At 67.0% G+C, this 22,424-nt stretch carries 18 protein-coding genes; 4 read left to right on the top strand and 14 right to left on the bottom strand.

The genetic code is table 11. The features are described from left to right. Positions 1-63: 63 nt before the first annotated feature. Positions 64-1,404: an FxsC protein gene (gene fsxC / locus AB0F38_RS24335; protein WP_361897139.1), complete on the top strand. Its 1,341-nt coding sequence runs from the start codon at positions 64-66 to the stop codon at positions 1,402-1,404. Continuing rightward, on the top strand, positions 1,401-5,336 hold the full coding sequence (fxsT, locus tag AB0F38_RS24330) for an FxSxx-COOH system tetratricopeptide repeat protein (protein ID WP_361897136.1): 3,936 nt from the start codon (positions 1,401-1,403) through the stop codon (positions 5,334-5,336). The genes fsxC and fxsT overlap by 4 nt, the downstream gene beginning before the upstream one ends. Positions 5,337-5,388: 52 nt before the next feature. Here the strand turns inward: fxsT and AB0F38_RS24325 are convergent, their stop codons facing one another. After that, complete coding sequence (locus AB0F38_RS24325; protein WP_361897133.1) at positions 5,389-6,273, bottom strand: alpha/beta fold hydrolase; 885 nt, start codon at positions 6,271-6,273, stop codon at positions 5,389-5,391. 424 nt (positions 6,274-6,697) lie between these two features. Between AB0F38_RS24325 and AB0F38_RS24320 the strand changes: the two genes are divergently transcribed. Then, on the top strand, positions 6,698-7,783 hold the full coding sequence (locus AB0F38_RS24320) for a S1 family peptidase (protein ID WP_361897130.1): 1,086 nt from the start codon (positions 6,698-6,700) through the stop codon (positions 7,781-7,783). A gap of 128 nt (positions 7,784-7,911) precedes the next feature. Here the strand turns inward: AB0F38_RS24320 and AB0F38_RS24315 are convergent, their stop codons facing one another. Next, on the bottom strand, positions 7,912-8,175 hold the full coding sequence (locus AB0F38_RS24315) for a DUF397 domain-containing protein (protein ID WP_361897127.1): 264 nt from the start codon (positions 8,173-8,175) through the stop codon (positions 7,912-7,914). Between the two features lie 278 nt (positions 8,176-8,453). Here AB0F38_RS24315 and AB0F38_RS24310 point away from each other — a divergent pair, with 278 nt between their 5' ends. After that, positions 8,454-9,050, top strand: a complete 597-nt coding sequence (locus AB0F38_RS24310) for a hypothetical protein (protein ID WP_361897124.1) — start codon at positions 8,454-8,456, stop codon at positions 9,048-9,050. A 283-nt stretch (positions 9,051-9,333) separates the two neighbouring features. Here AB0F38_RS24310 and AB0F38_RS24305 read toward each other — a convergent pair whose 3' ends face one another. The 12 genes from AB0F38_RS24305 to AB0F38_RS24250 all read right to left on the bottom strand — a co-directional run bounded on the left by AB0F38_RS24305 (position 9,334) and on the right by AB0F38_RS24250 (position 22,373). Further along, complete coding sequence (locus tag AB0F38_RS24305) at positions 9,334-9,831, bottom strand: phospholipase (protein WP_361897121.1); 498 nt, start codon at positions 9,829-9,831, stop codon at positions 9,334-9,336. A 248-nt stretch (positions 9,832-10,079) separates the two neighbouring features. Beyond that, positions 10,080-10,202: a hypothetical protein gene (locus AB0F38_RS24300; RefSeq protein WP_361897118.1), complete on the bottom strand. Its 123-nt coding sequence runs from the start codon at positions 10,200-10,202 to the stop codon at positions 10,080-10,082. 408 nt (positions 10,203-10,610) lie between these two features. Continuing rightward, complete coding sequence (locus AB0F38_RS24295) at positions 10,611-11,132, bottom strand: hypothetical protein (protein ID WP_361897115.1); 522 nt, start codon at positions 11,130-11,132, stop codon at positions 10,611-10,613. 151 nt (positions 11,133-11,283) lie between these two features. Further along, positions 11,284-13,431: a DUF6571 family protein gene (locus AB0F38_RS24290; RefSeq protein WP_361897112.1), complete on the bottom strand. Its 2,148-nt coding sequence runs from the start codon at positions 13,429-13,431 to the stop codon at positions 11,284-11,286. A 9-nt stretch (positions 13,432-13,440) separates the two neighbouring features. Beyond that, positions 13,441-13,893, bottom strand: a complete 453-nt coding sequence (locus AB0F38_RS24285; RefSeq protein WP_361897109.1) for a hypothetical protein — start codon at positions 13,891-13,893, stop codon at positions 13,441-13,443. A 304-nt stretch (positions 13,894-14,197) separates the two neighbouring features. After that, a complete protein-coding gene (locus AB0F38_RS24280; RefSeq protein ID WP_361897106.1) occupies positions 14,198-15,373 on the bottom strand; it encodes a DUF711 family protein in 1,176 nt (391 codons plus the stop codon). Continuing rightward, a complete protein-coding gene (locus tag AB0F38_RS24275) occupies positions 15,370-16,554 on the bottom strand; it encodes a cytochrome P450 (RefSeq protein WP_361897103.1) in 1,185 nt (394 codons plus the stop codon). Before AB0F38_RS24275 ends, AB0F38_RS24280 begins: the two co-directional genes overlap by 4 nt. Beyond that, positions 16,551-17,282, bottom strand: coding sequence for a thioesterase domain-containing protein (locus AB0F38_RS24270; RefSeq protein ID WP_361897100.1), 732 nt, complete (start codon positions 17,280-17,282; stop codon positions 16,551-16,553). Before AB0F38_RS24270 ends, AB0F38_RS24275 begins: the two co-directional genes overlap by 4 nt. Continuing rightward, positions 17,279-19,057 (bottom strand): AMP-binding protein, encoded by a 1,779-nt coding sequence (locus AB0F38_RS24265; protein ID WP_361897097.1) that lies wholly within the window; start codon positions 19,055-19,057, stop codon positions 17,279-17,281. The genes AB0F38_RS24270 and AB0F38_RS24265 overlap by 4 nt, the downstream gene beginning before the upstream one ends. A 149-nt stretch (positions 19,058-19,206) precedes the next feature. Next, positions 19,207-19,899, bottom strand: a complete 693-nt coding sequence (locus tag AB0F38_RS24260) for a ubiquinone/menaquinone biosynthesis methyltransferase (RefSeq protein ID WP_361897094.1) — start codon at positions 19,897-19,899, stop codon at positions 19,207-19,209. Positions 19,900-19,903: 4 nt separating this feature from the next. Further along, positions 19,904-20,932, bottom strand: a complete 1,029-nt coding sequence (locus tag AB0F38_RS24255; protein ID WP_361897091.1) for a UbiA family prenyltransferase — start codon at positions 20,930-20,932, stop codon at positions 19,904-19,906. A 58-nt stretch (positions 20,933-20,990) separates the two neighbouring features. Further along, entirely contained in the window at positions 20,991-22,373 is a 1,383-nt protein-coding gene (locus tag AB0F38_RS24250) for a cytochrome P450 (protein ID WP_361897088.1), read from the bottom strand. Between the last annotated feature and the right edge of the window lie 51 nt (positions 22,374-22,424).

Below are 22,424 nucleotides of genomic sequence, written 5' to 3'. Positions count from 1 at the left end.
GGGGGTGGAGCAAGGTCCGCTCCGGAATGATGAATTCGCTCGCACCCCCTCCACAGTCCTGGGATGCGGGTGCTCACACAGGACGGGGGTCGTGTGCACGCATTCACGCAACAGCGAGCGGACCATCGGCCGTACTTCTTTCTGAGTTACGCGCATACACCGGGGTACGGCGGTGGATCGGACCCAGACATGTGGGTCGAACGGCTTTTCCAAGATCTCTGCGGCCATGTGATGGCCATGACCAACCTGCCCGCGGGTGCACCTGCCGGCTTCATGGACCGGGAGATGCGCTCCGGCGAGGGCTGGTCGGAACGACTGGGCGGCGTGCTGGCGAGTTGCAGGGTCTTCGTGCCGCTGTTCTCGCCGCGCTACTTCACCAGCGAGATGTGCGGCAAGGAATGGTACGCCTTCGAGCAGCGGGCCATTCACTACCGGGCGCGCTCGAATCAGCCCGCGGAGGCGATCGTCCCCGCGCTCTGGGTTCCGGTGCCGCCCAGCCAACTGCCGGGACCGGCCGAGCGGTTGCAGTTCAACCACCGAGATTTCGGGGACCGCTACGTCAGTGACGGGCTCTACGGGCTGATCAAGCTCAGGCTGTTCGCCCAGGAATACGAACGGGCCGTCTATGAACTGGCCAAACGCATTGTCAGCGTCGCCGACACCGTGCAGCTCGACTCCGGCCGGCCGCTCGACTACCGCCTCGTTCCCAGCGCGTTCGGGCCGCCGGACAGCGGTGCGGGCGTTCCCAGACCGATGCGGATCACCATCGCCGCGCCCACCCTCCATGACCTGCCCGAAGGGCGTAACCCGGCGTACTACGGCGACAATCCGCAGGAGTGGAATCCGTACCACCCCGCCGCCGCCAGGCCGCTGGCCTACGTCGCGGAAGAGCTGGTGCGTTCCCTCAACTACCAGGCCGTCATCACCTCGTTCGACGAGGATCCAGGGCAGCCGGAAGGCAAACAACCGCCCAGCACCCCGGAGATCCTCCTCGTCGACCGCTGGGCCCTCCAGGACGAGGACCGCCGGCGCAGGCTCGCCGCCTTCGACGCGGAGAACCGGCCCTGGGTGACCATGGTGGTGCCCTGGTACCGCGACGACCACCAGAGCAGAGCCGCCGAGGCCGAACTGACCGAGAAGCTCGAGCAGACGATGCCGACCAAGATGCGGCAGGGGCGCGCCTTCTGCCGCGCCGCGGCCAAGGGGGTTCCCACCATGGAGGCGTTCGGACAGGTCCTTCCCCAGGTGGTCGAGGTGGCAGCCCAGCAGTATCTGAGGCATGCCACGGTCTATCCACCCGCGGGTGGACGGCACAGTGAACGGACGCGACTGATGGGCCCCATGGGCAGCACGCAGTTCATACCCGACATGCTCGACCCTGCGACGGACGCGGAGGACGTATGACAGCCGGTCGTGACGGGCGCATCGTCACCTTCTACTCGTACAAGGGCGGTACGGGGCGCACCATGGCCCTGGCGAACACCGCCTGGATCCTGGCCGCCAACGGCAAACGGGTGCTGGCCGTCGACTGGGACCTGGAAGCCCCCGGGCTCCACCGGTTCTTCCACCCCTTCCTCGACCCGTCGACGCTCGGTGCCACCACCGGGGTGATCGACCTGATCACCGAGTACGCCTGGGCCGCGACGAACCCCGCCCAGCGGTCCGACGACTGGCACCGTGACTACGCCCGCATCCAGCCGCACGCGGTCTCGCTCAACCCCGAGGGGCTCGGCTGGGAATTCCCGCAGGGCGGCACCCTCGACTTCGTCTCGGCCGGACGCCAGAACCGTGAGTACTCCGCCACGGTCTCCACCTTCGACTGGGACAACTTCTACGACCGGCTCGGCGGCGGTCACTTCTTCGACGCCCTGCGCGACGACATGAAGGCCAACTACGACTACGTCCTCATCGACAGCCGTACGGGTCTCAGTGACATAGCCGACATCTGCACCGTCCACCTCCCGGACGTGCTCGTCGACTGTTTCACACTGAGCGACCAGTCCATCGACGGCGCGGCCTCCGTCGCCCGGCAGATCGCCGAGCGCTACACCGGCCGGCCCATCTCCATCTTCCCCGTCCCGATGCGCATCGACGAGGGCGAGAAGGAGAAGGCCGACGCCGGCCGCGCCCTGGCCAGGCTCAAGTTCGACCGACTGCCCCGCGACCTCTCCGGGGACGAACTCACCGCCTACTGGGGTGCGGTGGAGATCCCCTACCGCCCCTATTACGCGTACGAGGAGACCCTCGCCACCTTCGGCGACGAGGCGGGTCTCAGCAATTCGCTCCTGTCCGCCTTCGAACGCCTCACCGCGGTCGTGACCGAACAGGAGATCACCTCGATGCCCCCGGTGGGTGAAGAGGTACGGCTGCGCATCCGCGACGCCTTCACCCGGCGCCGGCCGGCCCTGCCCGCCGATCTCTTCCTCAGCTACGTCGCGGAGAACCGCATGTGGGCCGACTGGATCGAATCGGTCCTCACCCGCGCCGGATTCCGCGTGGTCCCGCGTGACGTCTCCGCCGAGCCCGCCTCCGTGGGCGCTTCGCACACCACGGCCGAGACGGCGGCCCGTACCGTCGTGCTGCTCTCCAGCGCCTACCTCAAGTCCCAGCGGGCCGTGGCCCTGTGGGACAGGGCGGTCTCCGACGACTCAGGCGGGGGCCGGCGACAGCTGTTGCCGCTCCGGGTCAGTGATGTGCGACTCTCCGCCTCGTACATCGACCGCAATCCGGTCGACCTGTTCCGACTGGACGAAGTGCATGCCACGTCCGCTCTGATGCGAGCCCTGGACAGGCCGGTGCAACTCGGCGACGGGGTGTCCCCCGGACCGCGGTTCCCCGGTACGGTGCCGCGGATCTGGAACGCGCCGCCCCGCAACCCCGGCTTCACCGGCCGCTCCCTGGTCCTGGAGCGGATGCGTGACCAGCTCGGCGGCGGCATGGCTGTCATGCTCCCGCAGCCGCAGGCCCTCTACGGACTCGGCGGCGTCGGCAAGACCCAGGTGGCGCTGGAATACGTGCACCGTTTCATGGCGGACTACGACCTGGTGTGGTGGATATCGTCCGAGCAGACCGACGACGTGGTGGCCAGTCTCGCCGAACTGGCCGTCCGGCTCGGAGCGCAGGGCGGAGACGACATGGCCTCCGCCTCGCAGGAGGCCGTGGACCTGCTGCGGCGCGGTGTGCCCTCGGACCGCTGGCTGCTGGTCTTCGACAACGCCGACGACCCCGAGCGGCTCAGGCGGTACTTCCCGCAGGGCGGTTCCGGCCACATCCTGGTCACGTCGAGGAACCAGGCGTGGTCCCAGCACGGAGACGCACTGCCCGTCGACGTCTTCCTCCGGGAGGAGTCGATCGAGCACCTGCAGCGACGGGCTCCTGGACTGAACGACGAGGACGCCGACCAGGTGGCCACCGCCGTCGGTGACCTGCCGCTCGCCGTGGAACAGGCCGCGGCCTGGATCGCGGAGACCGCGACCCCCATCGACACGTATCTGGAGCAGCTGGCCCGCCAGGCTCCCGAGGTCCTGGCCCTGAACCAGCCGGCCGGTTATCCGCAACCCGTCGCGGCCACCTGGAACATCTCCATCGAACGCCTCAAGGAGCGCTCACCCGCCGCCGTGCGGCTGCTCCAGCTCTGCGCCTTCTTCGCCCCTGAGCCGATCTCGGCGAATCTCCTCTACAGCAAGGAGATGATCGAGGCGCTGAAGCCGTACGACGCCTCGCTGCAGGAGAAGCTGGTCCTGGGCAGGGTCATCCGGGAGATCGGCCGTTTCGCCCTCGCCAAGGTCGATCAGGTCTCCAATTCCATCCAGGTGCACCGGCTGGTGCAGGCCGTGATCAGGGCCCAGCTCAGCGAGGAGGAGCAGCGCGAGGCCCGGCACGTCGTCCACCGGGTGCTGGCCGGTGCGCGGCCCGACGACGACGAGCCGATCGACAACCCGACGACCTGGCCGCGCTTCGCCACGATCTGGCCGCACCTCGGCCCGTCCGACGCGCGCAACTGCAAGGAACCGGAGACCCGCAGGCTCCTGATCGACCGGGTGCGTTACCTGTGGAAGCGCGGAGACGTCAGGACCGCGGGCAGGCTCGGGGACGAACTGCGCGAGACCTGGCGGAGCGTGCTGGGGGAGGAGGATCTCCAGTACCTGTATCTCTGCTTCCACATCTCCAACATCCTGCGTACGCGGGGCCGGTACGTGGAGGCGAAGGAACTCGACGAACTCACCCTCCGGCGGCAGCGGGAGGTGCTGGGACCGGAGCACCCGCACACGTTCATGACCACCAGCAGTCTGGCCATCGACCTGGGTCTGCTCGGGGACTACGGTCAGGCGATCGAGCTGGCGACCAGGGCCCATGAGGGATTCGGGCAGATCTTCCACGAACGGCACCCCCGAACACTGGCGGCGGCCAACAACCTGGCGCTCAACCTGCGGAGTGTGGGGCAGTACGCCAGGGCCCGGGAGATCGACCAGGACTGCTACGACCTGCGCTCCGAGGTCCTGGGCGCAGAACACCCGTACAGCCTTTCCTCCGCGAACGCCCTGGCCCGTGACCTGCGTGAAGTCGGGCGGTACGAGGACTCCGTCGGTCTGCTCAGCCGTACGTACGACAGTTACAAGGCCACCCTCGGCCGGACCTACCCCACCACGCTGAGCGCCGCGAAGAGTCTCGCGGTGTCCCTGCGCCGGGCGGGGCAGCTGGAGGACGCGCGCAGGCTGACGGTGGCCACGCGTGCCAGGTACCGGGCCAAGTACACCTCGGCCAATCCGGAATCACTGGCCTGCGACCTCAACATGGCGGCCGACCTGTTCGCCGCGGGGGAGGCGGCCGAGGCGCGGGATGCCGCGCAGGAGGTCGTCGACCAGTACATGAAGGTGCCGGGGGAGCAGCATCCTTACACCCTGGCCGCGCAGAACAACCTCGGTGTCTACCTCTCGGGGACGGGAGTGCCCGGGGAGGCGGAGCGGCTGCTGACGAAGGTGGTCGCCTCGATGCGCCAGGTGTTCGGGCGGGAGCATCCGAACACGCTGTTCACCGTCATGAACCTGGCCAACGCGACGGCCGAGGGGGGTGACCTCGACATAGTGCTGGAGACCGAACGGCAGTTGTCCGGCCAGCTCCGGGAGGTTCTCGGGACACACCACCCGGAGACGCTGGCCATGACGTCCAACCTCGCGGTCACGCTCGGCGCGATGGGGCGCAAGGACGAGGCGCTGCGGGTGCGGGCGGAGGCCGGTGACGAGCTGGCACGGCAGCTCGGGGACGATCATCCGCTGACCCGGACAGCGAGGGACGAGCGAAGGTTCTGGCGCGAGCTGGAGCCGATGTCGGTGTGATCCGGCGGGGGCTCCCCACCGGAGTCCCCGCCACGTCCAGCGGCCGACGTCCTCAGCAGACCGCCGCTTCCCGTTCGTCCAGCAGCCAGTTGAGAACGGACGGAAGCACGGACAGCGCGTCGAAGTGTGCCGCCGTCGGTTCCATCACGGCCGTGACGTCCGGGATCCGTCCGGCCAGCCAGCGGGTGTGGCCGACCGGGGAGAACACGTCCTTCTCGCCGTGCCACAGCATCACCGGCCCCGTGATGTCCGCGGGGTCGAACCCCCACGGCCGGCAGAACGCGATCGCGTCGTCGATCCAGCCGTACGCCGAGGTCCGGAGCCCTTCACGGTAGTTGGCGAGCAGCATCGTGCGGATGCCCGCGTCGTTGACGACGATCCGGTCGGAGTCGGTCAGCTCCCTGCGCAGGTCGTCCAGGAGCCGGACCGGGTCCTGCCGGATCTCCGCCGAGCGGCTGATGAAGGACTCCGCGAGCCCGTCGGGATCGGCCGCGGCGGTGGAGTAAGCGAGTACGTTCGACGCGGCCATCCCGTCGAACCAGTCCAGGCCCTCGGCGTCCCAGGGGGCCAGGCCGACCAGCGCGGCGGTACGGGTGACCCGGTCGGGCATCAGCGCGGCACAGGCCAGGGCGTGCGGCGCGCCGCCGGACCGGCCGACCACGGCGAAGTGCTCCAGCCCCAGCGAGTCGGCGATCGTCCGTACGTCCTCGACGACGTCCACCACCCGGCGTCCGGCCAGCCGGTCGGAACCGCCGTATCCCGGGCGGTCGTAGGCGATCAGCTGCATCTTGCGCTGGTAGAGGACCATTCCGCGTGGAGCGGGACCGAGCCGGCTGCCCGGCATTCCGTGGAGGAGGAAGACCGGTCTGCCGTGCGGATCCCCCTGACGCTCGACCATCAGATGCCGCCCGTCCGCCACCCGCACCCGACTGCGCACCCCGACTCCTCCGTCCGGTGACCCCGCCCCTTCCGGGCACCAGGTGCCCGGCGTGTGCTGTCAGTTCGATGATGGCGCATCAAAGGCGGCACCGGCACTGCTTGTCGGAAGGAACCCGTGTTCGCCCAGGGGTACCTGCACCGCATCCGGACCCGCAGCCCCAGCATCCGGACCCTGAAGGGCGAGAACAGGACAGGCGTAGACCTCACCCGCTGACCACACTCGATTGCATGCGGTGTTCGCGAACGGAACCGAAGAGGCCCGGCCTCGTCATGTGAACGGGAGGGGAGTGAAGCGTCGTTGTCGTGTGTGCGTCCTGAAGTCGGCCTTGTGTGCTTCCGGGTGCGTCGGAATAGTGGGCGGCTCCATCCTCCGTGTTCCGGGCACCCCACTTGTCCGAACGCGGCCCCACAGGAGGTCGAAGTTGAAGCACCGACGCATATCCAGGAAGCGTGCGGCCATGACGGGCTCGGCCGTCGTCGCCCTGTTCGCAACAGGAGTCACCTTCCAGACTGCGAACGCCAGCGATGGCGTTCCCCAGTCCACCGCACGGACACTGACAGCGAACGCGGCCGGAAATCTCGCCACCACCCTGGACAAGACCCTGGGCGACGACGCGGCCGGCGCGTACTACGACGCCGAGGCGAAGAACCTCGTCGTGAACGTCCTCGACGAGGCGGCCGCCGAACAGGTGCGCCGGTCGGGCGGCAAGGCCAGGGTCGTGCAGCACTCGCTCGCCGAGCTGAAGTCGGCCCGGCAGACCCTCACCGAGAAGGCGACCCTCCCCGGCACCGCCTGGGCGGTCGACCCGGTCAGCAACAAGGTGGTCGTCACCGCCGACCGCACGGTCGACGGCGCGGCCTGGGACAAGCTCGGCGCGGTGGTCAAGGGCCTCGGCTCCAAGGCCGAACTCAGGAAGTCCGCAGGGGAGTTCAAGCCCCTCATCGCGGGTGGCGACGCCATCTGGGGCGGCACCGGACGGTGCTCGCTCGGCTTCAACGTGGTCAAGGACGGCGAGCCGTACTTCCTGACGGCCGGGCACTGCACCGAGGGGATCACCAGCTGGTCCGACTCGCAGGGCGGAGCGGAGATCGGCGCCAACGAGGGCTCCAGCTTCCCGGACAACGACTACGGCCTGGTCAAGTACACGGCCGACGTGGAGCACCCCAGCGAGGTCGACCTCTACGACGGCTCCACCCAGGCGATCACCAAGGCGGGCGACGCGACCGTCGGCATGTCGGTGACCCGCAGCGGCTCCACCACCCAGGTGCACGACGGAGAGGTCACCGCGCTGGACGCCACGGTCAACTACGGCAACGGCGACATCGTCAACGGCCTCATCCAGACGACCGTCTGCGCCGAGCCGGGCGACAGTGGCGGCTCGCTCTTCTCGGGCGACACCGCCATCGGTCTGACCTCCGGCGGCAGCGGCGACTGCTCCTCGGGCGGCGAGACCTTCTTCCAGCCGGTGCCGGAGGCACTGGCGGCGTACGGGGCCGAGATCGGCTGACCTAAGGCTTCCGGCAGCCGGCGAGCCCGCCCCTTCACAGGAAGGGGCGGGCTTTCCGTCTTTCGTGCGGGTCTCCCGGCCGTGGGGGTTCGCCCTCATCGCTTTCCCGGTACGCCGGCCGGTCCGCATCACCTCGCGTGACGCGGACCGGCCCACCGTTTCCGTTCAGGAGCCCTCGTCGGCGCAACCCCCCGCGCGAGTGCCAGGAACGCCGTCCACTCGCCCCGGCCGACCCGCAACATCGGCCCGCCGCTCGTGGCTTTCGAGTCCCGTACGTAGACCGCACCGTGGCCGTCGGCCACTTCTACGCAGTCGCCGCCGCCCGATCCGCTGTAGCTGCTCTTGAACCAGCGCAGCCCGTTCACGTCTCCGCTTGCCTGCTTCACGCTCATGTCTCTCCCTCCCACCAGCCGTTCGATGAGCCCTGCAGACTCCTCGACGTTCAGTGCCTGCGATCGCAGCTTGCCATCGTTGCAGCCCTGGCGGGCCTGTACGTGGTGATGGCTGTGCGCTCCTGAGACCTGCCGTGCGGATCATCTGACAGCACCGGGTGCGGGTCGGTCAGGGGGACTGCGGCGTACACCTGTGTTTCGGGAAGAATGCACGAATACCTGTCCGACCGCCGATCAATCGGCTCGACGCCCGCGTGGAGGCCGCTGCGGTGCTGAACGTGCCATCCAGCTTGCGTAGTTCGTGGGAGGCGGCCGCGCTGCGGCTGCTGGACGACTCCTACAATTTCGCGGCCACCGGACCCCGGCTCCACGAGGACTGGGCGCACGACGTCCTCGCCGTGCTGCACCGCTCGGTTCCCGACCCTCGCGGTTGGGTGAGGCTCGACTGGGACCGTGAGAACACAGCCCGTCACACGGTGCCCGACTATCCCTTCGATCCGCCGGCTGCTTCGGAGTTCCCCAAGTGGCTGTATCCCCTGGAGGCGGAGGCGGCGGTCGCCGCGCTCGCCGTCATGACCGAGGAGTGGCAGGCCGAGTTCTCCCCGGTCCGCTCCCGCCCGGACCGGGACGCCGTCCTGGCGGACGCACGGACGCTGCTCGACCGGTACGGACCCACCGCGAGCTACTGGACCAACGCGACTGCCGCCGCCTCGGACCCGGCCCCGGACTTCGTCGCGGCGGGCCTGCAGGGAACCGAGTCCCATCTCTTCCTCACGGGGGAGTACATCAACGGTCTCGACCTGTTCGACGACCTGGGCCTGATCGCGGTGAACGACGGCGAGGTCGGCGTCTTCTGGTCCTTCGGGGCGTACTGAGCCGACCGGACGAGCGGCGGACTGTGGGCCGGCCTCTCTCCATCCGGTGGTTCGAAACGCAGCGGCATGTGCCGGGAGACGCCTTCCTGCGGCGTTCGGCAGGGACCGCTTCGACGACATCGCCCCGGCCATACGTGTTCCCGTTTCCGTTCTTGACGTCTCCGCCTTCTTCTGCGGCTGCCGGCGTGGGATCCGTGTGCGCCAGAGGTCCCAGCCTCCTGGCGCACACGGGGCGACGGCGTGACCGTCAGATCCAAGGCCTGCCGTCGGCCTGGGGCGATGGTCAGGCCGCCGGGGTCAGCCCCTCGGTGGTCGCCTTGGCCGGTGCGACGCCGAAGATGTCCACGGCCTTGTAGTAGGTCCATGCCGTGGTGTTGCACGCCTCCAGCTGGCTGCCGGAGTAGGCGGCGCACACACGCTTGAGGTCCGCGTAGAACGCCGAGTCGATGCGGGACTTGTTCGCGGAGAACAGGCCGACGGCCTTGTAGTTGCGGTAGCCGAAGTCGTGGCGGGCGCAGGCCTTCTGGAAGGGGAAGCCGAACGGGTTGTCGGGGGAGGTGCTGCAGTAGTCCGTCGTCCAGTTGAAGCCGTACGCGGCCCAGGCGCCCTGGTTGTTGCGGGCAGTGTTCCAGGCGCTGTAGCTGGAGTAGCTCGTCTGGGTCCAAGAGCTGAGGACCTGCAGCTTGTCCGACGGTACCGCCGAGGCGGACGTGGCGGGTATCAGGGCGAGCGGGAGCGACAGAGCGACTGCGGCGAGGGGGACGGTGAAGCGGCGACGCATGAGCAACCTCCGGAGGATGAAAGGGGGTTGTGCCGGTCGTACTCCTCGCCGGTCTCGCGAGGCCGCTCCAGAATGAGGCCATGTACCTGCCATGCCCAGGGCTTCGTCAGGTAGCTGCCAAAGGCTCGGTCGCGCGTCAGGGTGGCGGGCCCGTTTCACTACCGGCTCGCGCGAGAGGGCGGAGCGGCCGGGGCGGCCGTCCCCTGTCCGGCCACCGTCCACCACCGGCCGCCGCCGCCCGGCCGCCGTTACCGTCCCTCCGACTCCAGGTGGTACGTCGTGTCGACCCGGAAGCCGTTCGTGGCACTCGCCCTGATCTCCAGCACGTACTGGCCGGGCAGCAGCGGCGCCATGCCGCCCCGGACGCCCACGCTTAGCGCTGGATCAGCCCCGTCCGGAACGGGACGGTGAGCTCCCGCAGTGGCAGCGGAATGCCATGGCGCGAGGCCGTGGCTTCTGCCGCCCCCCATGGACAAGGGGCCCTCGAATACGACCTGGGGTGCTGCATGTTGAGCATCGGGAAGAAGACCGGCCGGTCCGAGGGGATCGCGCAGCGCCGTTCCACCCGGCCGCCGTAGATGCCGGCCAGAAACCCGGAGGTGGTGCGGCTGGTTCACGGCCGCGTGCTCACCCGTCGGGTCCTCGACCGGGCTCCGGCCCTCGGGTGCGGACAAGGCCCACTTCCACCACCGGCCGGCGATTCGGGGCGCACGGCAGCCACTCGTCGAATGGGTGTCAGCCGCCCGCCCCCACCGTGGGAGCGGGCGGATTTACCACGGTTACTCGGCGGGTGGAGGCGACGGCTTGACCACGGGATTCTTCGCCAGTGGGTCGTTCTCGCAGCCGAGGGCTTCGGTGGCTCTGCGGGTCATGAGGTAGAGGAAGGTGATCTGCTGGTCGATCGTCTTCTGCTGGACCTCGGTCCCCATGAGCAGGGTGTTGGAGGCTTCTCCCTGGAGCAGGATCTGCTTCGACGTCTCCTTGTCAGCGCCTGGCAGTACGCACTCGACCCTGAGGTGGGAGCTGATGTCGTTGGCTTCCCCTACGGCGCCGTTCACGTCGTAGTGGCTGAGCGGGCCCGGAAGTTTGTTCCTGCCGCTCGCATCCGGAGTCCGCGGGACCCAGGAGAACTCGATGCGCAGCCTCTTGGTGCTGACGGTGTCCCGCGGGGCGAACGAACACGTGGCCTGAGGCAGTGTCGGCTTGTCCTCCTGTAGTCGTTCCCGCATACCTTCGACCAGGTCCGACGTCTCCGCGAAGACGGTGGACTTGAGCTCGTCCGCCTTGAGCACATCGCGCACCGCTTTCCCTTCGGAGGAGGAAGCGGGCACGTCGCAGAACCGCGCCTCGGGTGCGGCCTCGGGACCTGTCGTGCACGCGGATGCGGCGAGCGAGAGAAGGACCAATGCGGTAAGAGCCAAGCGCCCGTCGGACCGGTTTGAGGTCCGGACCTCAGAGGTGTGCTGCTGCTGCACCCCTGCCGATGGAGTATCCATTGGCCGCATCGTCCTTCGCCTCGTTGAACGGCCCGTCATCACTGATTCCCCTCTGCTCGCCCCATGTGTCGATCAGGCGATTGGTTCCGTCCATACCCCGGCCGTAGTTCTCACTGGAATCCTGCTTGCCCTGTTGCTCGGCCTCCTCGACGACATCCTTGGTCCAGTCGTACTTGATCGAATCGATCAACGCGCCACCTGCGGTGCCCACAATGGGGATCTCGCCTATGAGGCCGTTGGCCCCGATGGCCGAGTATTCGGCGGTGTCCTCCGCCCATTCGACCTTGTCGTCCTCCTTGTCCTGGTAGACATCGGCCCCAATGCCATTGATGGCCCCCATCGCCGTACCGATCTGATGTGTGCGGTGGTTCCAGTCCGAACTGGCTCCGTGTTTGCTGTCGCCCTTGAAATCCTCTGCATCGGCCAGCACCTCGGCCGAGTAGGCGCGTTCCGCTTCGTACAGCAGCGAATACGATGGTGCGTCGTCCGAGATGCCCCGCATGACCCGGATGAGGCTTCCCTGGCCTACCGCGATGTGTGCCTTGTCGCCGGATCCGTGAATGGAGTCGCTTCCGGCGATGCCTCCGTAGTCCGATTCCTGACCGCCGAGAATGATGTGCGTGTCGGAGACGTAGTCCGCCATGGCCCTGGCCATCGGCTGCTGCAGGTTCTTCAGGTCCTCGGGGAACTCGTCCCCGCCCATCTCGCTGTCCAGGTAGCGGATGGTGTTGTGCATGACGCGGGCCTGGCCCTCGGTGTGCGGACCCGCCTCGCCCAGCTTCTCTCCCGGTCCGTGCCCGGTGGCGGCCGCCTGGATGGCCGCTCCCAGCCCCGTGGCCTTGCCGGTGTCCTCGACGTCGATGACCGCGCCGGGTCCGGAGAAGTACTCGTCGGGCCATTCCTTGCGGTCCGTCAGCAGGTACTTCAGGTGGTCGTTCTTGTTTCCCCCGGCCTCCGGGTCGAGGAAATAGGTGGCCGCGTCCGGGTCCTTGCTCATGATGCCGAGGATGCCGTCCAGCGGGTCGTTCGCCAGGGTGGGGCGTTGGGCGTCGACGTGGTGCAGCCAGACGTTCGGGTTCTTCTTCTCGGCGTCGATGATGTCGTCCGCGACGTCGTTGAGGAACTGCTTCCCGTACCCGTTGCCGTGCTGCATGAGGGTGACCGCGGTCTGGTAACCGTTCACCGGCCGCAGGTTGTCCCCGATGTTGTCCGTACCGGCGTCCTTGAGCCCCTCGACGAAGGGCTTGTACGCGTAGCCGGCCGGATCCTTCGTGCCGGAGGCCACGGTGTTGGCGAGGCTGGTGCTGATCGAGTCGTAGAGCTTCTTGTCTTCCTTCGAGACGCCTCGCTCGTTGGCCGCCAGTTCCATCTTGTCGGCCAGGTCCAAGGTGCCCTTCGCGCCGAGGCCGTCGATATACGCCTCGCCGAAATGCTTGTCCTTGGCGTTCTCGTTCATGATGTCCCGGTAGTGCTTCAGCTCCTTCTCGGAAGCATTGCCGGAACGGACCTTCTCCGTGAGGTTGAGCGCCTCGACGGCCTCCACGTCGTTGACCGGCTTCGCGTTGAACCCGAAGAGCCCCGACTTGTCGGCCCCCGATGCCTGCAGCAGAGCGACCTTGATGTCGTGATCGTATTCGGTCACGACCTTGACCGCGTCGGCGATCTTCTGGGTGTAGGAACGCTCCACGTCCGGGAGATCCGGGTCGTGCTGGATGCTGTACTTCGTCTTCGCGTCGACCTTGCTGAAGTCATAGCTCGCGACGCCCTGGGCCGAGATCTTCATCCCGGCCTTCTCGGCCTCCGCCACTGCGGACCTGACCCGGGCGATCAGCTCGGTGAGCTGGCCGTGGGCGTCGCGAAGGAGCGACTCCATGGCTTTCGCCTCTTTTTGTGCGGCGTCGTACTCGCTGCGCGTCAGAGCGAAGTTCGTGGAGGAGACGGAGGCGCTCTCCCCCGTCCAGAGCTGCCCCTTGGAAATGCTCTGTACGTCGTCCTCGTACAGGTCCTCGAGCGTCTTGAACTTGCCCGCCATCGTCTTCCAGCCGTCCGCCGCGGTGGTGAGCGCGGACAGCTTCGTCTGCGTGATCTCTTCGTACGTCGGCACCGGTTCCCCCTAGATACCCGACACCTTGGACTTCACCGGGGCGAAACCCGCCTCGGTTTCCAAGTCGTTGTTGCTGAACATGATCGCCGTGTTGCGGAGTGCCGCCTTCTCCCGGCCGAGGCGCCCCATCAGCCGCTTGACCTGCTCGTCCCAGTGCTCGTGTGCCTTCTTGAGCCCGGAGGCCGTTTCCCAGCCCTTGAACTCGGTGATGGCGGCGCGGACGGATTCGTCGGCGGCGTCGGCGGCGGTCCTGGTGCCGGGCTCGATGTTGTTCTCGATGCTGTTCGCCGCCTTCTTCTTCTTGGCGGGCGTGGTCGCCAGGTCCGGCGACTGGCTGCTGCCCAGCAAGGGCGGCTGCCCCGTGGGCCCCTGGTCGCCCGGGAGCTGATTCAGCCGCATCCGCGTCGAGTGGCGCTCGGCCACCTCGTCCTTCCGCTGCGCCCACTCCTGCTCGAACGACATGGGTCCCCCCTTGCTGGCTTCGCCGATTGCAGAAGCGATCACTCTATCGAGTGGCTCACGTCCTGAGGTGCAGAGGTATTGCACCTGTAACCGGGTCCACTTGGGCACGTACGCGCGTTCATGTCCTTTCGCGGATCACGTGCGGCGGAGGCCATGGGTGTGGCGTGTGCGAAGCATGAAGAGTGAGGAGGCCGCGCGGGGGTGAAGGGGTGAGCGGGACCGGTCGAAAAGGCTCATCGCCGCCTGCTCACGTCCTCGCAGGCGGCGGGGAGCCGGGTGTGCCCCTTGTCGTGGAAACCGTCGTTCACACGGACGGATAGTCGATGTTGACGATCTGTTCCGCCCGGAACTCCGTACGCCGTGGGTCCGACCCCACCGGGGCGAGCATCAGGCGGGCAGACAGCGGTTTCACCCACCGGGCCGACAGTGCTGCCATATCCCTGATCATGGCGACGACCTCGTGCTCCGGGGTCGAACCGGGCAAGGGGATCGTGTCCAGTCCGGCACCGCAGACCGACGAGTACGCGAGCACGGAGTCGGCGTTGATCCGCCCCTCCTGCCAGGCGCGTGCGAGCACCCTGTCCTCGAGCACCGGGAGCATGAGGCCCCCGTATCCGACGGTGGGCTGACTGACCGACCGAACGCCGGCGGTGACCGCGGCGCAGGTCGCGAGCATTCCGTGAGCACCGAAGCGGATACCGCCGACATGTTCCAGGAACTCTCCGATACTCGCATCCGGCGCGCAGGCCGGCGACGGATCGAAACCGTTGAACAGCAGGTCGCGTCGCTCGCACGACGGCCTCAGCAAACCTTCGAACACGTCCAGCTGAGCCTGCAGGCACCTCCTGGTCAGCCGTGTCGTCTCCGCGAGGTCACGGGGCCGGTCCGCCCGGGCGTGGGCGAGCAGCGTGCCGGCCGACTGCAGCCCCACGCTCACCCCCGCGGGGCCGCCGTCACTGAAGGACCCCGGAAACAGGGGTGCGCCGGCGCCCAGATTGGCGATCGCCGCGAACCGGAAGTTGGCATCACCGTCACGGCTCGCCAGCTCCCGGATCACGGCCGCGCTGAAGTCGACCGCGGATACGTCCACGTCGCTGCCGTCAGCGACCACGACGGACAGGAACAACGACGGGTGTTCGGTCAGCACCTCCGCGATCCCGGCGGGCTCGAGCTCCACGAGCGCGGCAGGCCGCAACGCGCTCAGAGAAGCGCTGCCCACCCCCGCCCGACGGCAGCCTTCGACGAGGTCAGCGGCCCGCGTGGAGAGCTGCTCGTGGTTCACCGGCTCGTCGAGTGCCGGGCTGGAAAGGCGGACCGTCTGCACGTCGAACCCGGCGCGCGTGATCTCCTCACCGATCTCCAGCACCTTCCCGCCGTACTCGCCGACGCCGCCCACATCGACCCGTCCGTCCTGGAACACCTCGTCAGGAAGGCAGAGGGTCACCGCCCGTACGGGCGGGGCGGGTGTCATGTCCGTCATGTGCTCAGCACCACCGGAAGCTCGTTCAGGCCCCAGGTGAAGTTCGATCCGTTGTACCGGGGTTCGCCCTCGAGCGTCATGGATCCCACCATGCCGCGCAGTATCCGGAGGTACGCGGTGGTCTCCAGTCGTGCCAGACGGCTTCCCAGACACATGTGGCGACCCGCGCCGAAGCTCACATGCCGGTTTCCGGTCCGACCGACATCGAACGTGTCCGGGTCGTCGAATATCTCTTCATCCCGATTGGCCGAGCCGATCCACGTCACGACGCGCTGGCCGGACTCGATCTCGACGTCGCCGACCCGGACGGCCTCCGTGGCGGTCCGCATCACGTGCATCCCGGGCACCGACCAGCGCAGCCCTTCCTCGGTGGCGACGCTCGGGTCGACCTCCCCTTCGACGACCCGGCGCCACTGGTCGGGGTGTTCCACCAGCTGAAGGGTGAGCGCGGCCAGTGTGTACCGGGTCGTTTCGTTCCCACCGGCCAGGATCCCGCTGAAATTGAAGACCAGTTCCTCATCGGTCAGCTGCGGGGTGTCGCCGGTCCGCGTGGTGAGCCTGTTGATGAAGCCGTTCGCAGCGGTTCTGCGGTTTTCGCCCACCATGTCGTAGAAGTACCTGAAAATTTCGCTGTTCGCCATGACGCGACGGACTTCCGAGGGCGATTCAAACGCCTCGGTGGTCTTCTCCCCGATCCACGCCCAGTCCGAACGGGGTAGCTCCATGATCGCGCAGATGACATCGGTCGGGATGCGCTCGAGGTGCTTGATCAGGTCCGGTTGCGGATTCCGGACGGCCGCTGCCACGACGTCGGCGACCACCTTCTCCACGTACTCTTCGGCTCGGGCGAGAACCTCGTTCGAGAACGGTTGGATGAGCACGCGCTTCATCCGGGTGTGATCGGGCGGGTCCGAAACGATCAGCATCTTGTTCGCGACGGCATCGACGGCGCGGTCGGTCGAACCGAGGCGCATGCCCTTCGTCGAACTCATCCGCGTACTGTCCCTGTGGACGGACACCACGTCGTGGTACTTCGTCACACTCCAGAACCCCTCCGGCTCGCCGGCGGGGTGTTGCCAGGACACGGGTTCATTGGCTCGATACCAGGCGAAGACGTCGTAGAATCCGGTTCCCTCGAACAGACCTGGCTCGAACAGGTCCGGGGGCGTCTGCTGCTTCACCCGTGCACCACCTGACGGCGAGCGGTCTCGGCGACGTCGGAGAGAATCCCGATCAGGACGTCCTGGTCCATGAACGCGTGATGGTCTGCGCTGATCACCTGATGTCCTTGGTAGTGGGTCGACCTGTCACGCCATCCGGACATCTGCGCGGTCGTGGCGACGTCGTCACGGCTTCCCGACACCGACCGTAGCGATGTGCTCGTCAGCGGTGTGGACGGGACTTGGTATCCGGCCATGAGACGCACGTCCGAGCGCAGCGTCGCGAGGGCGTAGCGGGCGGTCCCGGAGTCGCGGACGGAGGGATGCAGCAGAGCCGTCAACTCCGCCGACGGCGGGTCCGCCGCGGGAAAGGATCTCCAGTACTCAGGCGACCGGGCCGCGGCCACCACGAGTGAACGCGGCCCCGCGCCCTCGGGTTCGAGTTTCCTCGCGACCTCGTAGGCGATGAGCGCGCCAAGGCTGACACCGAGGAGGACCAGCGGCCGGTGAAGCGCGGGATCGCGCAGTTCGGCGCCGATGCGGGCGACCACCTCGGACAGGCTGTTCGCCGGGGAGTCGTTCAACCGGTCCTCGCGCCCCGGCATCTGCACCCCCAGCAGGTTCAGCCCGGAAGGGAGCGCCGATGCGGTCGAACGCAGACGCAGACAGCCCGCACCCGCCTGCGGGAACACCACCACTGTCGCGAAGGCGCTCCGGTCGGCCGGGGTGAAGGATCGCAGATAGGTCATGCCGGCCTCGCTTCCTCGATCCGGTCGGCCAGCGCTCGGGGCGTGCCGGTCGTGAGGACGTCGGTGATCGAAACGGGCGCCTCGAGCCGCGTCTCTATCCGAGAGGCCAGTTGAGCCGCGATCACCGAATGTCCGCCGATGGCGAAGAAGTCGGAGTCCTCGGCGACGCTGTGCCCGAACACGTCGTTCCACGCCGCGAGAACGCTGTCCAGGACATGCCTCTCGCGGTCGGCCCGGACGGGGGCTGGGACGACGCATTCCAGGGCGCCGGACAGTTCGGCCTCGCCGAGCGCTGCCACCTCGCGGCGCGAGACCTTACCGGTCGGCTCGAGTGGCACGTCGGTGACTCGATGCATGAAGGTCGGACACAACTGTCGCGGCAACCGCGAGGCGAATGCGGAGGTGAGCCTCTTTCTCAGGCCATCGTCCAGAGAGGTGCCGGATGCCGTCTGGAGGCCGATCGCGAGGGTGAACGGATCACCTCGTACATAGGCCACCGCACTCTCGATGCCCGGCACCTCCCAGGCGATGCTCTCGATCTCCTCGAGTTCCACCCGGAAACCACCGATCTTGACCTGGTTGTCGGCTCTGCCGAGGAAACTCAACTGGCCGTCGTCACCCAGCACTCCGAGATCGCCTGTCCGGAAACAGCGGGCTCCGTCCAGGGTGACGAACCGATCCGCGTCCGGCCCGCTCGTGCCGATGTATCCGAGTGCGACTCCGGTGCCACCGATCAGAACCTCGCCGGGGACGCCGGAGGGGACCTCGTTCAGGTCGGCATCGACGACGGTGACCGTGTAGCCGGACATCGGGCGGCCGATCGTGCGGGGGTCCTCCCGGCGAGCGGTGTCGGACATGGTCGCGGCGATGGTCGTCTCGGTCGGCCCGTACACGTTGATGACTCGGTCGGCGATGTCCTGGAGGGTGGCGACGAGGGAGTCCGGGCAGCGCTCTCCCGCCACGACGGCGACCTCGGCCTCCGGCAGTTTCTCGATCGAGGCGTAGAGCGAGGGGGTCATGCACAGGTTGTCGATCTCCTGCGCCACCAGGGTCTTCTCGACGTTCCCGAGTGCGGTGTCGATCGCCACGCAGGTCACGCCGTTGACGAAAGGAGTGAGTACCGACCACAGCCAGCCGTCGAAACCCGGGGAGACGACCGACGCGGCTCGACTGCCCGTCCGGTATCCGAGCGATTCGGCATTGGCCAGAAAATTCTCCAGGCCCGCGAAGCCGACGCGAACACCCTTCGGGCGACCGGTGGTTCCCGAGGTGTAGACGACGTAGGCCTCCGAACCGGGCTCGTACGAGGCCCACTTGTCGTCGCCACGCCCTACGAGTGGGCGGCCGGCGGCCGCGGTCCCGGAGCCGGACGCCCCGATCACCACAGGACCCAGATCTGCGGCATCCGGTTCGGACGACACGAGTGCCGAGCAAGCGGAATCCCGCGTTATCCAACGCAGACGTTCGACCGGGTGCCGTTCGTCGAGCAGCACCGCCGACGATCCGTTCTTCCAGATCGCCAGCAGACTGCTGAGCGCGTAACGCGACCGGCCCGCCATGACGGCGACTCGATCACCCGCCCCGATGCCGGCCTGCTCGAGCCGGCCGGCCAGGGTCCGCGTCGAAGTGGCGATTTCCTTCCAGGTCAGCCCGCGGCCGTCGATTCCTATCGACCCGACCCGGTCGGGATACTCGTATTCCCAGCGTTCCAGCACCTGCTTCGTGCTTGATATATGAGGAATGGCTGGAGTGTTGGACGAAACGGATCTGCTCATGAAATCTCCCCCTCGGTTCATCAAGAAGATCCTGGCATGCCGAGAGGCCGCTGCTCGGGCGCAGGATTGATCGTACTTCTCCGCACGGGTTCACCGGCATGCCGGAGAGCGGGGTGAGGCCGGCAGTGCGGTTCGGCATGCCGACCGCGTCACCTCGGCTTGGTGGCCCACAGTATGACATTCGTGCCGAAGAATTTCTTACGCCATCCGATGTCCTGAAAGCCGAGTCCATTCAGAATTCCGGCGATGTGCTGGGGGGATTCGAATGCGAGCGTGCTGGATTCCAGATAGGTATACGATGCCCGGTCCCGGGCCACGATCTGCCCGAGCAGCGGCACGCATACGCGCATGCCCCACTCCATGACCGGCTTCACCAGACCGCTCGGGGGGCATGTCTCGAGAATCACGACGCGCCCGCCGGGCTTGAGGACCCGGTATTGCTCGCGCAGCACTCCGTCCAGATCCGCGACGTTCCTGAGGAGATAGCCCTCGGTGATCCCGTCGAAGGAATCGTTCCCGAACGGCAGGCGCGCCGCATCCGCGTGCAGCCAGCGGACCGAGTCCGCCCCGGACTTGGTCAGTGCCCGACGCAGCATCTCCTCCGAGAAGTCGACGCCGGTCACGGTGGCGGCGGGGTACCTCCGGGCCGCCTCCAAGGCGATCGCGCCTGTTCCGGTGGCCAAGTCCAGGAGGTGTCCGTCGGCGGTCGGTGCGACACGTGCGGCCACATCGCGACACCATTGCGCATGACGGCCCAGCGTCATGACGAAGTTCATCCGATCGTAGTACCCGGCGATCCTCTGGAAGATCCCATGCACTTCAGAGCCTTTGCCGTGAGGCATGCGGTCACCCGTCAACTCTCCGACCTCCTCCAGGAACGCCTGCTGCTTCTGCCGATTCGGACCGTGCGAGATGGCGACTCGCCCGGGAGTCCATTCCGAACACGTCCGTCCCGACCATGACCGTGACGGCGAGGAGCCCGATCACGGCTGATCCCACCGACGGTTGCACCGCGAAGAGCAGAATGCCGAGGAACACGACGGAAACGTACATGTCCCGTTGGCCGACCCGGTTGTATTCCAACTGAGTTCGGGCCCGGACCATGGCTGCCATGTTACCCACGGCCGGCAGCACCATGAGGGCCGCCCACATCAGGCGATCGGGCATGCCGGTCGCGAGGACGAGCACCGGGAACGAGGCATAGACCAGTGTGGTCGCCGCCGCAGCAGCCCAAGCGGCCGAGCGCTGCGACGACATGAGCGCCGGAATCGTCCTGAGACCGGCCTCCTTGTCTCCCGCGTAGTCGGGAACATTCTTCATGATTCCCTTCGCGAAGTACCAGCAGAAAAGGAACGCCCCGAGAACGACCGGGTAGGAGGAGTCGTATTGCGGAATCTCCCACCATGAGTCGGCGAGAAGCGCGCCGGCGATGTACGGTTCCGTGACGGCCATCGCGAACACCGCCATGCCCGTGATCGGACGGCCCTTCAGCCGGTATTTCCGCGAGGAGTATCCGAGTACCAGAAAAACGCTGAACACCCAGATGATCGTCTGGGCCAACGATATCGCCAGCGACAGCAGGAGCATGACGCCCAGGCCCGCGTACACGATCTTCTGGAGCAGCGCTTCACCAGCTGTCTCGACCAGCTTCAAGCGCCCCGGTACGTTCCTTCCGTCCTCCACGAGGTCCGTCACGGCGTTGTGGGCATTGGCGGCCAGTGGAGCCAGCACATGAAAAGCGATGCCGAGCAGCACCGTGAAGTCGAAGCGGTGATCCGCGACGGCCAGGCCTACGCAGTATGAGAGGGGGCTGACGAGAAGGGTACGAGGACGCACGAGTTCGACCGTCGCGTTGAAACGTGCCGCGCGGCGCATAGGGTCAACCTCTCTCATGATGTGGCGCGTTGCCGGAATGTCGAAGCCTGTACCGGCTTCAGATTCTTGTGAGGGTCAGTTCGAAGCCGTCACGGGGTCGCAGAGTGATGAGGGCCCTGGGTTCGGGCCCCGCGGAGTCTCGCAGCGATATCTCGAACTTGTCGAGCACGTTCTCCACGAGCATGCTGATTTCCATCATGGCAAACCCTTTGCCGATGCACATGTGAGCACCTGCGCCGAAAGGAAGGTACGTCCCTTTCCCGGGGGTGCCGTTCGCGAACCGTTCCGGAATGAATTCGTCCGGCTTTTCCCAGACTGTCGGATCTCTGTGGATGGCCGCGACATTGAGCATGACGAACGATCCCTCGGGAACCTCGGCCGAACCGATGAGTGCGTCTTTATTCGCCTGGCGTGGAATGGTCGGGGACGGTGGGAACAGCCGCATGCTCTCATTGATGGCGCATTCCAGGACCGTGCCGCTCCGGGGCCCTTTTCCGGAAGTCGATGCGGGAGAACGTATCTCCTGCCGGATCTGCCGCTGAACCTCTGGGTAGCACGCAAGAAGGTAAAGAATCCACGTCAGCGCACTGGCCGTGGTCTCATATCCGGCCAAGATTGTGGTGAGGATTTCATCCCGGATCTCGCGATCGGTCAACGGCTCGGCGGCATCGCCGACTCCGGCAGACAGCAGAATGTCCAGGAGGTCGCCGTGCTGTTCGCCGGTGCGCCGTCGTTCATCGATGAGCCCGTGAACGAGATCGTCGAGACCTCGCAGAGTGGACGTGAAATGGCGATGTCTCCGGGTCGGTACGCCCACGGGCAGGGAGAAGGGCTTCCGGATGCGGCGCTCGACGAAGTCGAGCAGGAACGAGGCCGTGGCCGGGGTGACGATGTCGGAAACGGTGTCGCCGGATCGGCTGAACATGCACGTCGAAACACTGTCGAGGGTGAAGGAGAGCATTTCTTCGTACACGTTCAGGACGGTTCGGTCGTGATGTTCCCAGCGCCTCGTGCATTCGGCGGCCACGCTGGCGAGCTTCTGCCGCATCCCGGCAATGCTGGGGCGGCTGTACATGGGCTGGAGAGCCCTTCGCCGCTGCAGCCAGTCTTCGTGGTCCGGGTTGCTGACCAAACCGTCCCCGAGCACCGCCCTCAGAGGGTTCTTGGCGTCCGGCTTTCCGAAGGTGTGAATGTCGGAGAGAACAACATCCGCCGCAGCGCTGCGATGCACGAAAAGCATGCTCTTGGGGCCGACCTTGAAATGCGACACATCGCTGCCGGACGAAGCGGCGTATTGGATGGCGTTCAGCAGGTCCGATCGCAGTCGCAGAAGATCTCCGAGCACCGGAACGCGTACGCGTGGAGCTTTCGGCGAGGCGAGAACGCCGCTGTCGTGCCGTATGTCCCTCGTGGGCAATGCGGTCCTGACCGTTCCTGCCATCCCCGGTTCCTTTGATCAGCCGACATGCCGTTGAGAGTGCTGGATATCGAG

This window comes from Streptomyces sp. NPDC025273 (assembly GCF_040638585.1).
GTDB lineage: Bacteria > Actinomycetota > Actinomycetes > Streptomycetales > Streptomycetaceae > Streptomyces > Streptomyces cinereorectus.
This window is presented reverse-complemented; position numbering and strand designations above follow the sequence as displayed.

What these genes read in the sequence shown, in the direction of transcription:
- fsxC (WP_361897139.1), top strand. Translation starts at nt 64, where the DNA reads ATGCGGGTGCTCACACAGGACGGGGGTCGTGTGCACGCATTCACGCAA.
- fxsT (WP_361897136.1), top strand. Translation starts at nt 1,401, where the DNA reads ATGACAGCCGGTCGTGACGGGCGCATCGTCACCTTCTACTCGTACAAG.
- AB0F38_RS24315 (WP_361897127.1), bottom strand. Translation starts at nt 8,175, where the DNA reads ATGAGCGTGAAGCAGGCAAGCGGAGACGTGAACGGGCTGCGCTGGTTC.
- AB0F38_RS24305 (WP_361897121.1), bottom strand. Translation starts at nt 9,831, where the DNA reads ATGCGTCGCCGCTTCACCGTCCCCCTCGCCGCAGTCGCTCTGTCGCTC.
- AB0F38_RS24285 (WP_361897109.1), bottom strand. Translation starts at nt 13,893, where the DNA reads ATGTCGTTCGAGCAGGAGTGGGCGCAGCGGAAGGACGAGGTGGCCGAG.
- AB0F38_RS24280 (WP_361897106.1), bottom strand. Translation starts at nt 15,373, where the DNA reads ATGACGGACATGACACCCGCCCCGCCCGTACGGGCGGTGACCCTCTGC.
- AB0F38_RS24270 (WP_361897100.1), bottom strand. Translation starts at nt 17,282, where the DNA reads ATGACCTATCTGCGATCCTTCACCCCGGCCGACCGGAGCGCCTTCGCG.
- AB0F38_RS24265 (WP_361897097.1), bottom strand. Translation starts at nt 19,057, where the DNA reads ATGAGCAGATCCGTTTCGTCCAACACTCCAGCCATTCCTCATATATCA.
- AB0F38_RS24260 (WP_361897094.1), bottom strand. Translation starts at nt 19,899, where the DNA reads ATGCCTCACGGCAAAGGCTCTGAAGTGCATGGGATCTTCCAGAGGATC.
- AB0F38_RS24255 (WP_361897091.1), bottom strand. Translation starts at nt 20,932, where the DNA reads ATGCGCCGCGCGGCACGTTTCAACGCGACGGTCGAACTCGTGCGTCCT.
- AB0F38_RS24250 (WP_361897088.1), bottom strand. Translation starts at nt 22,373, where the DNA reads ATGGCAGGAACGGTCAGGACCGCATTGCCCACGAGGGACATACGGCAC.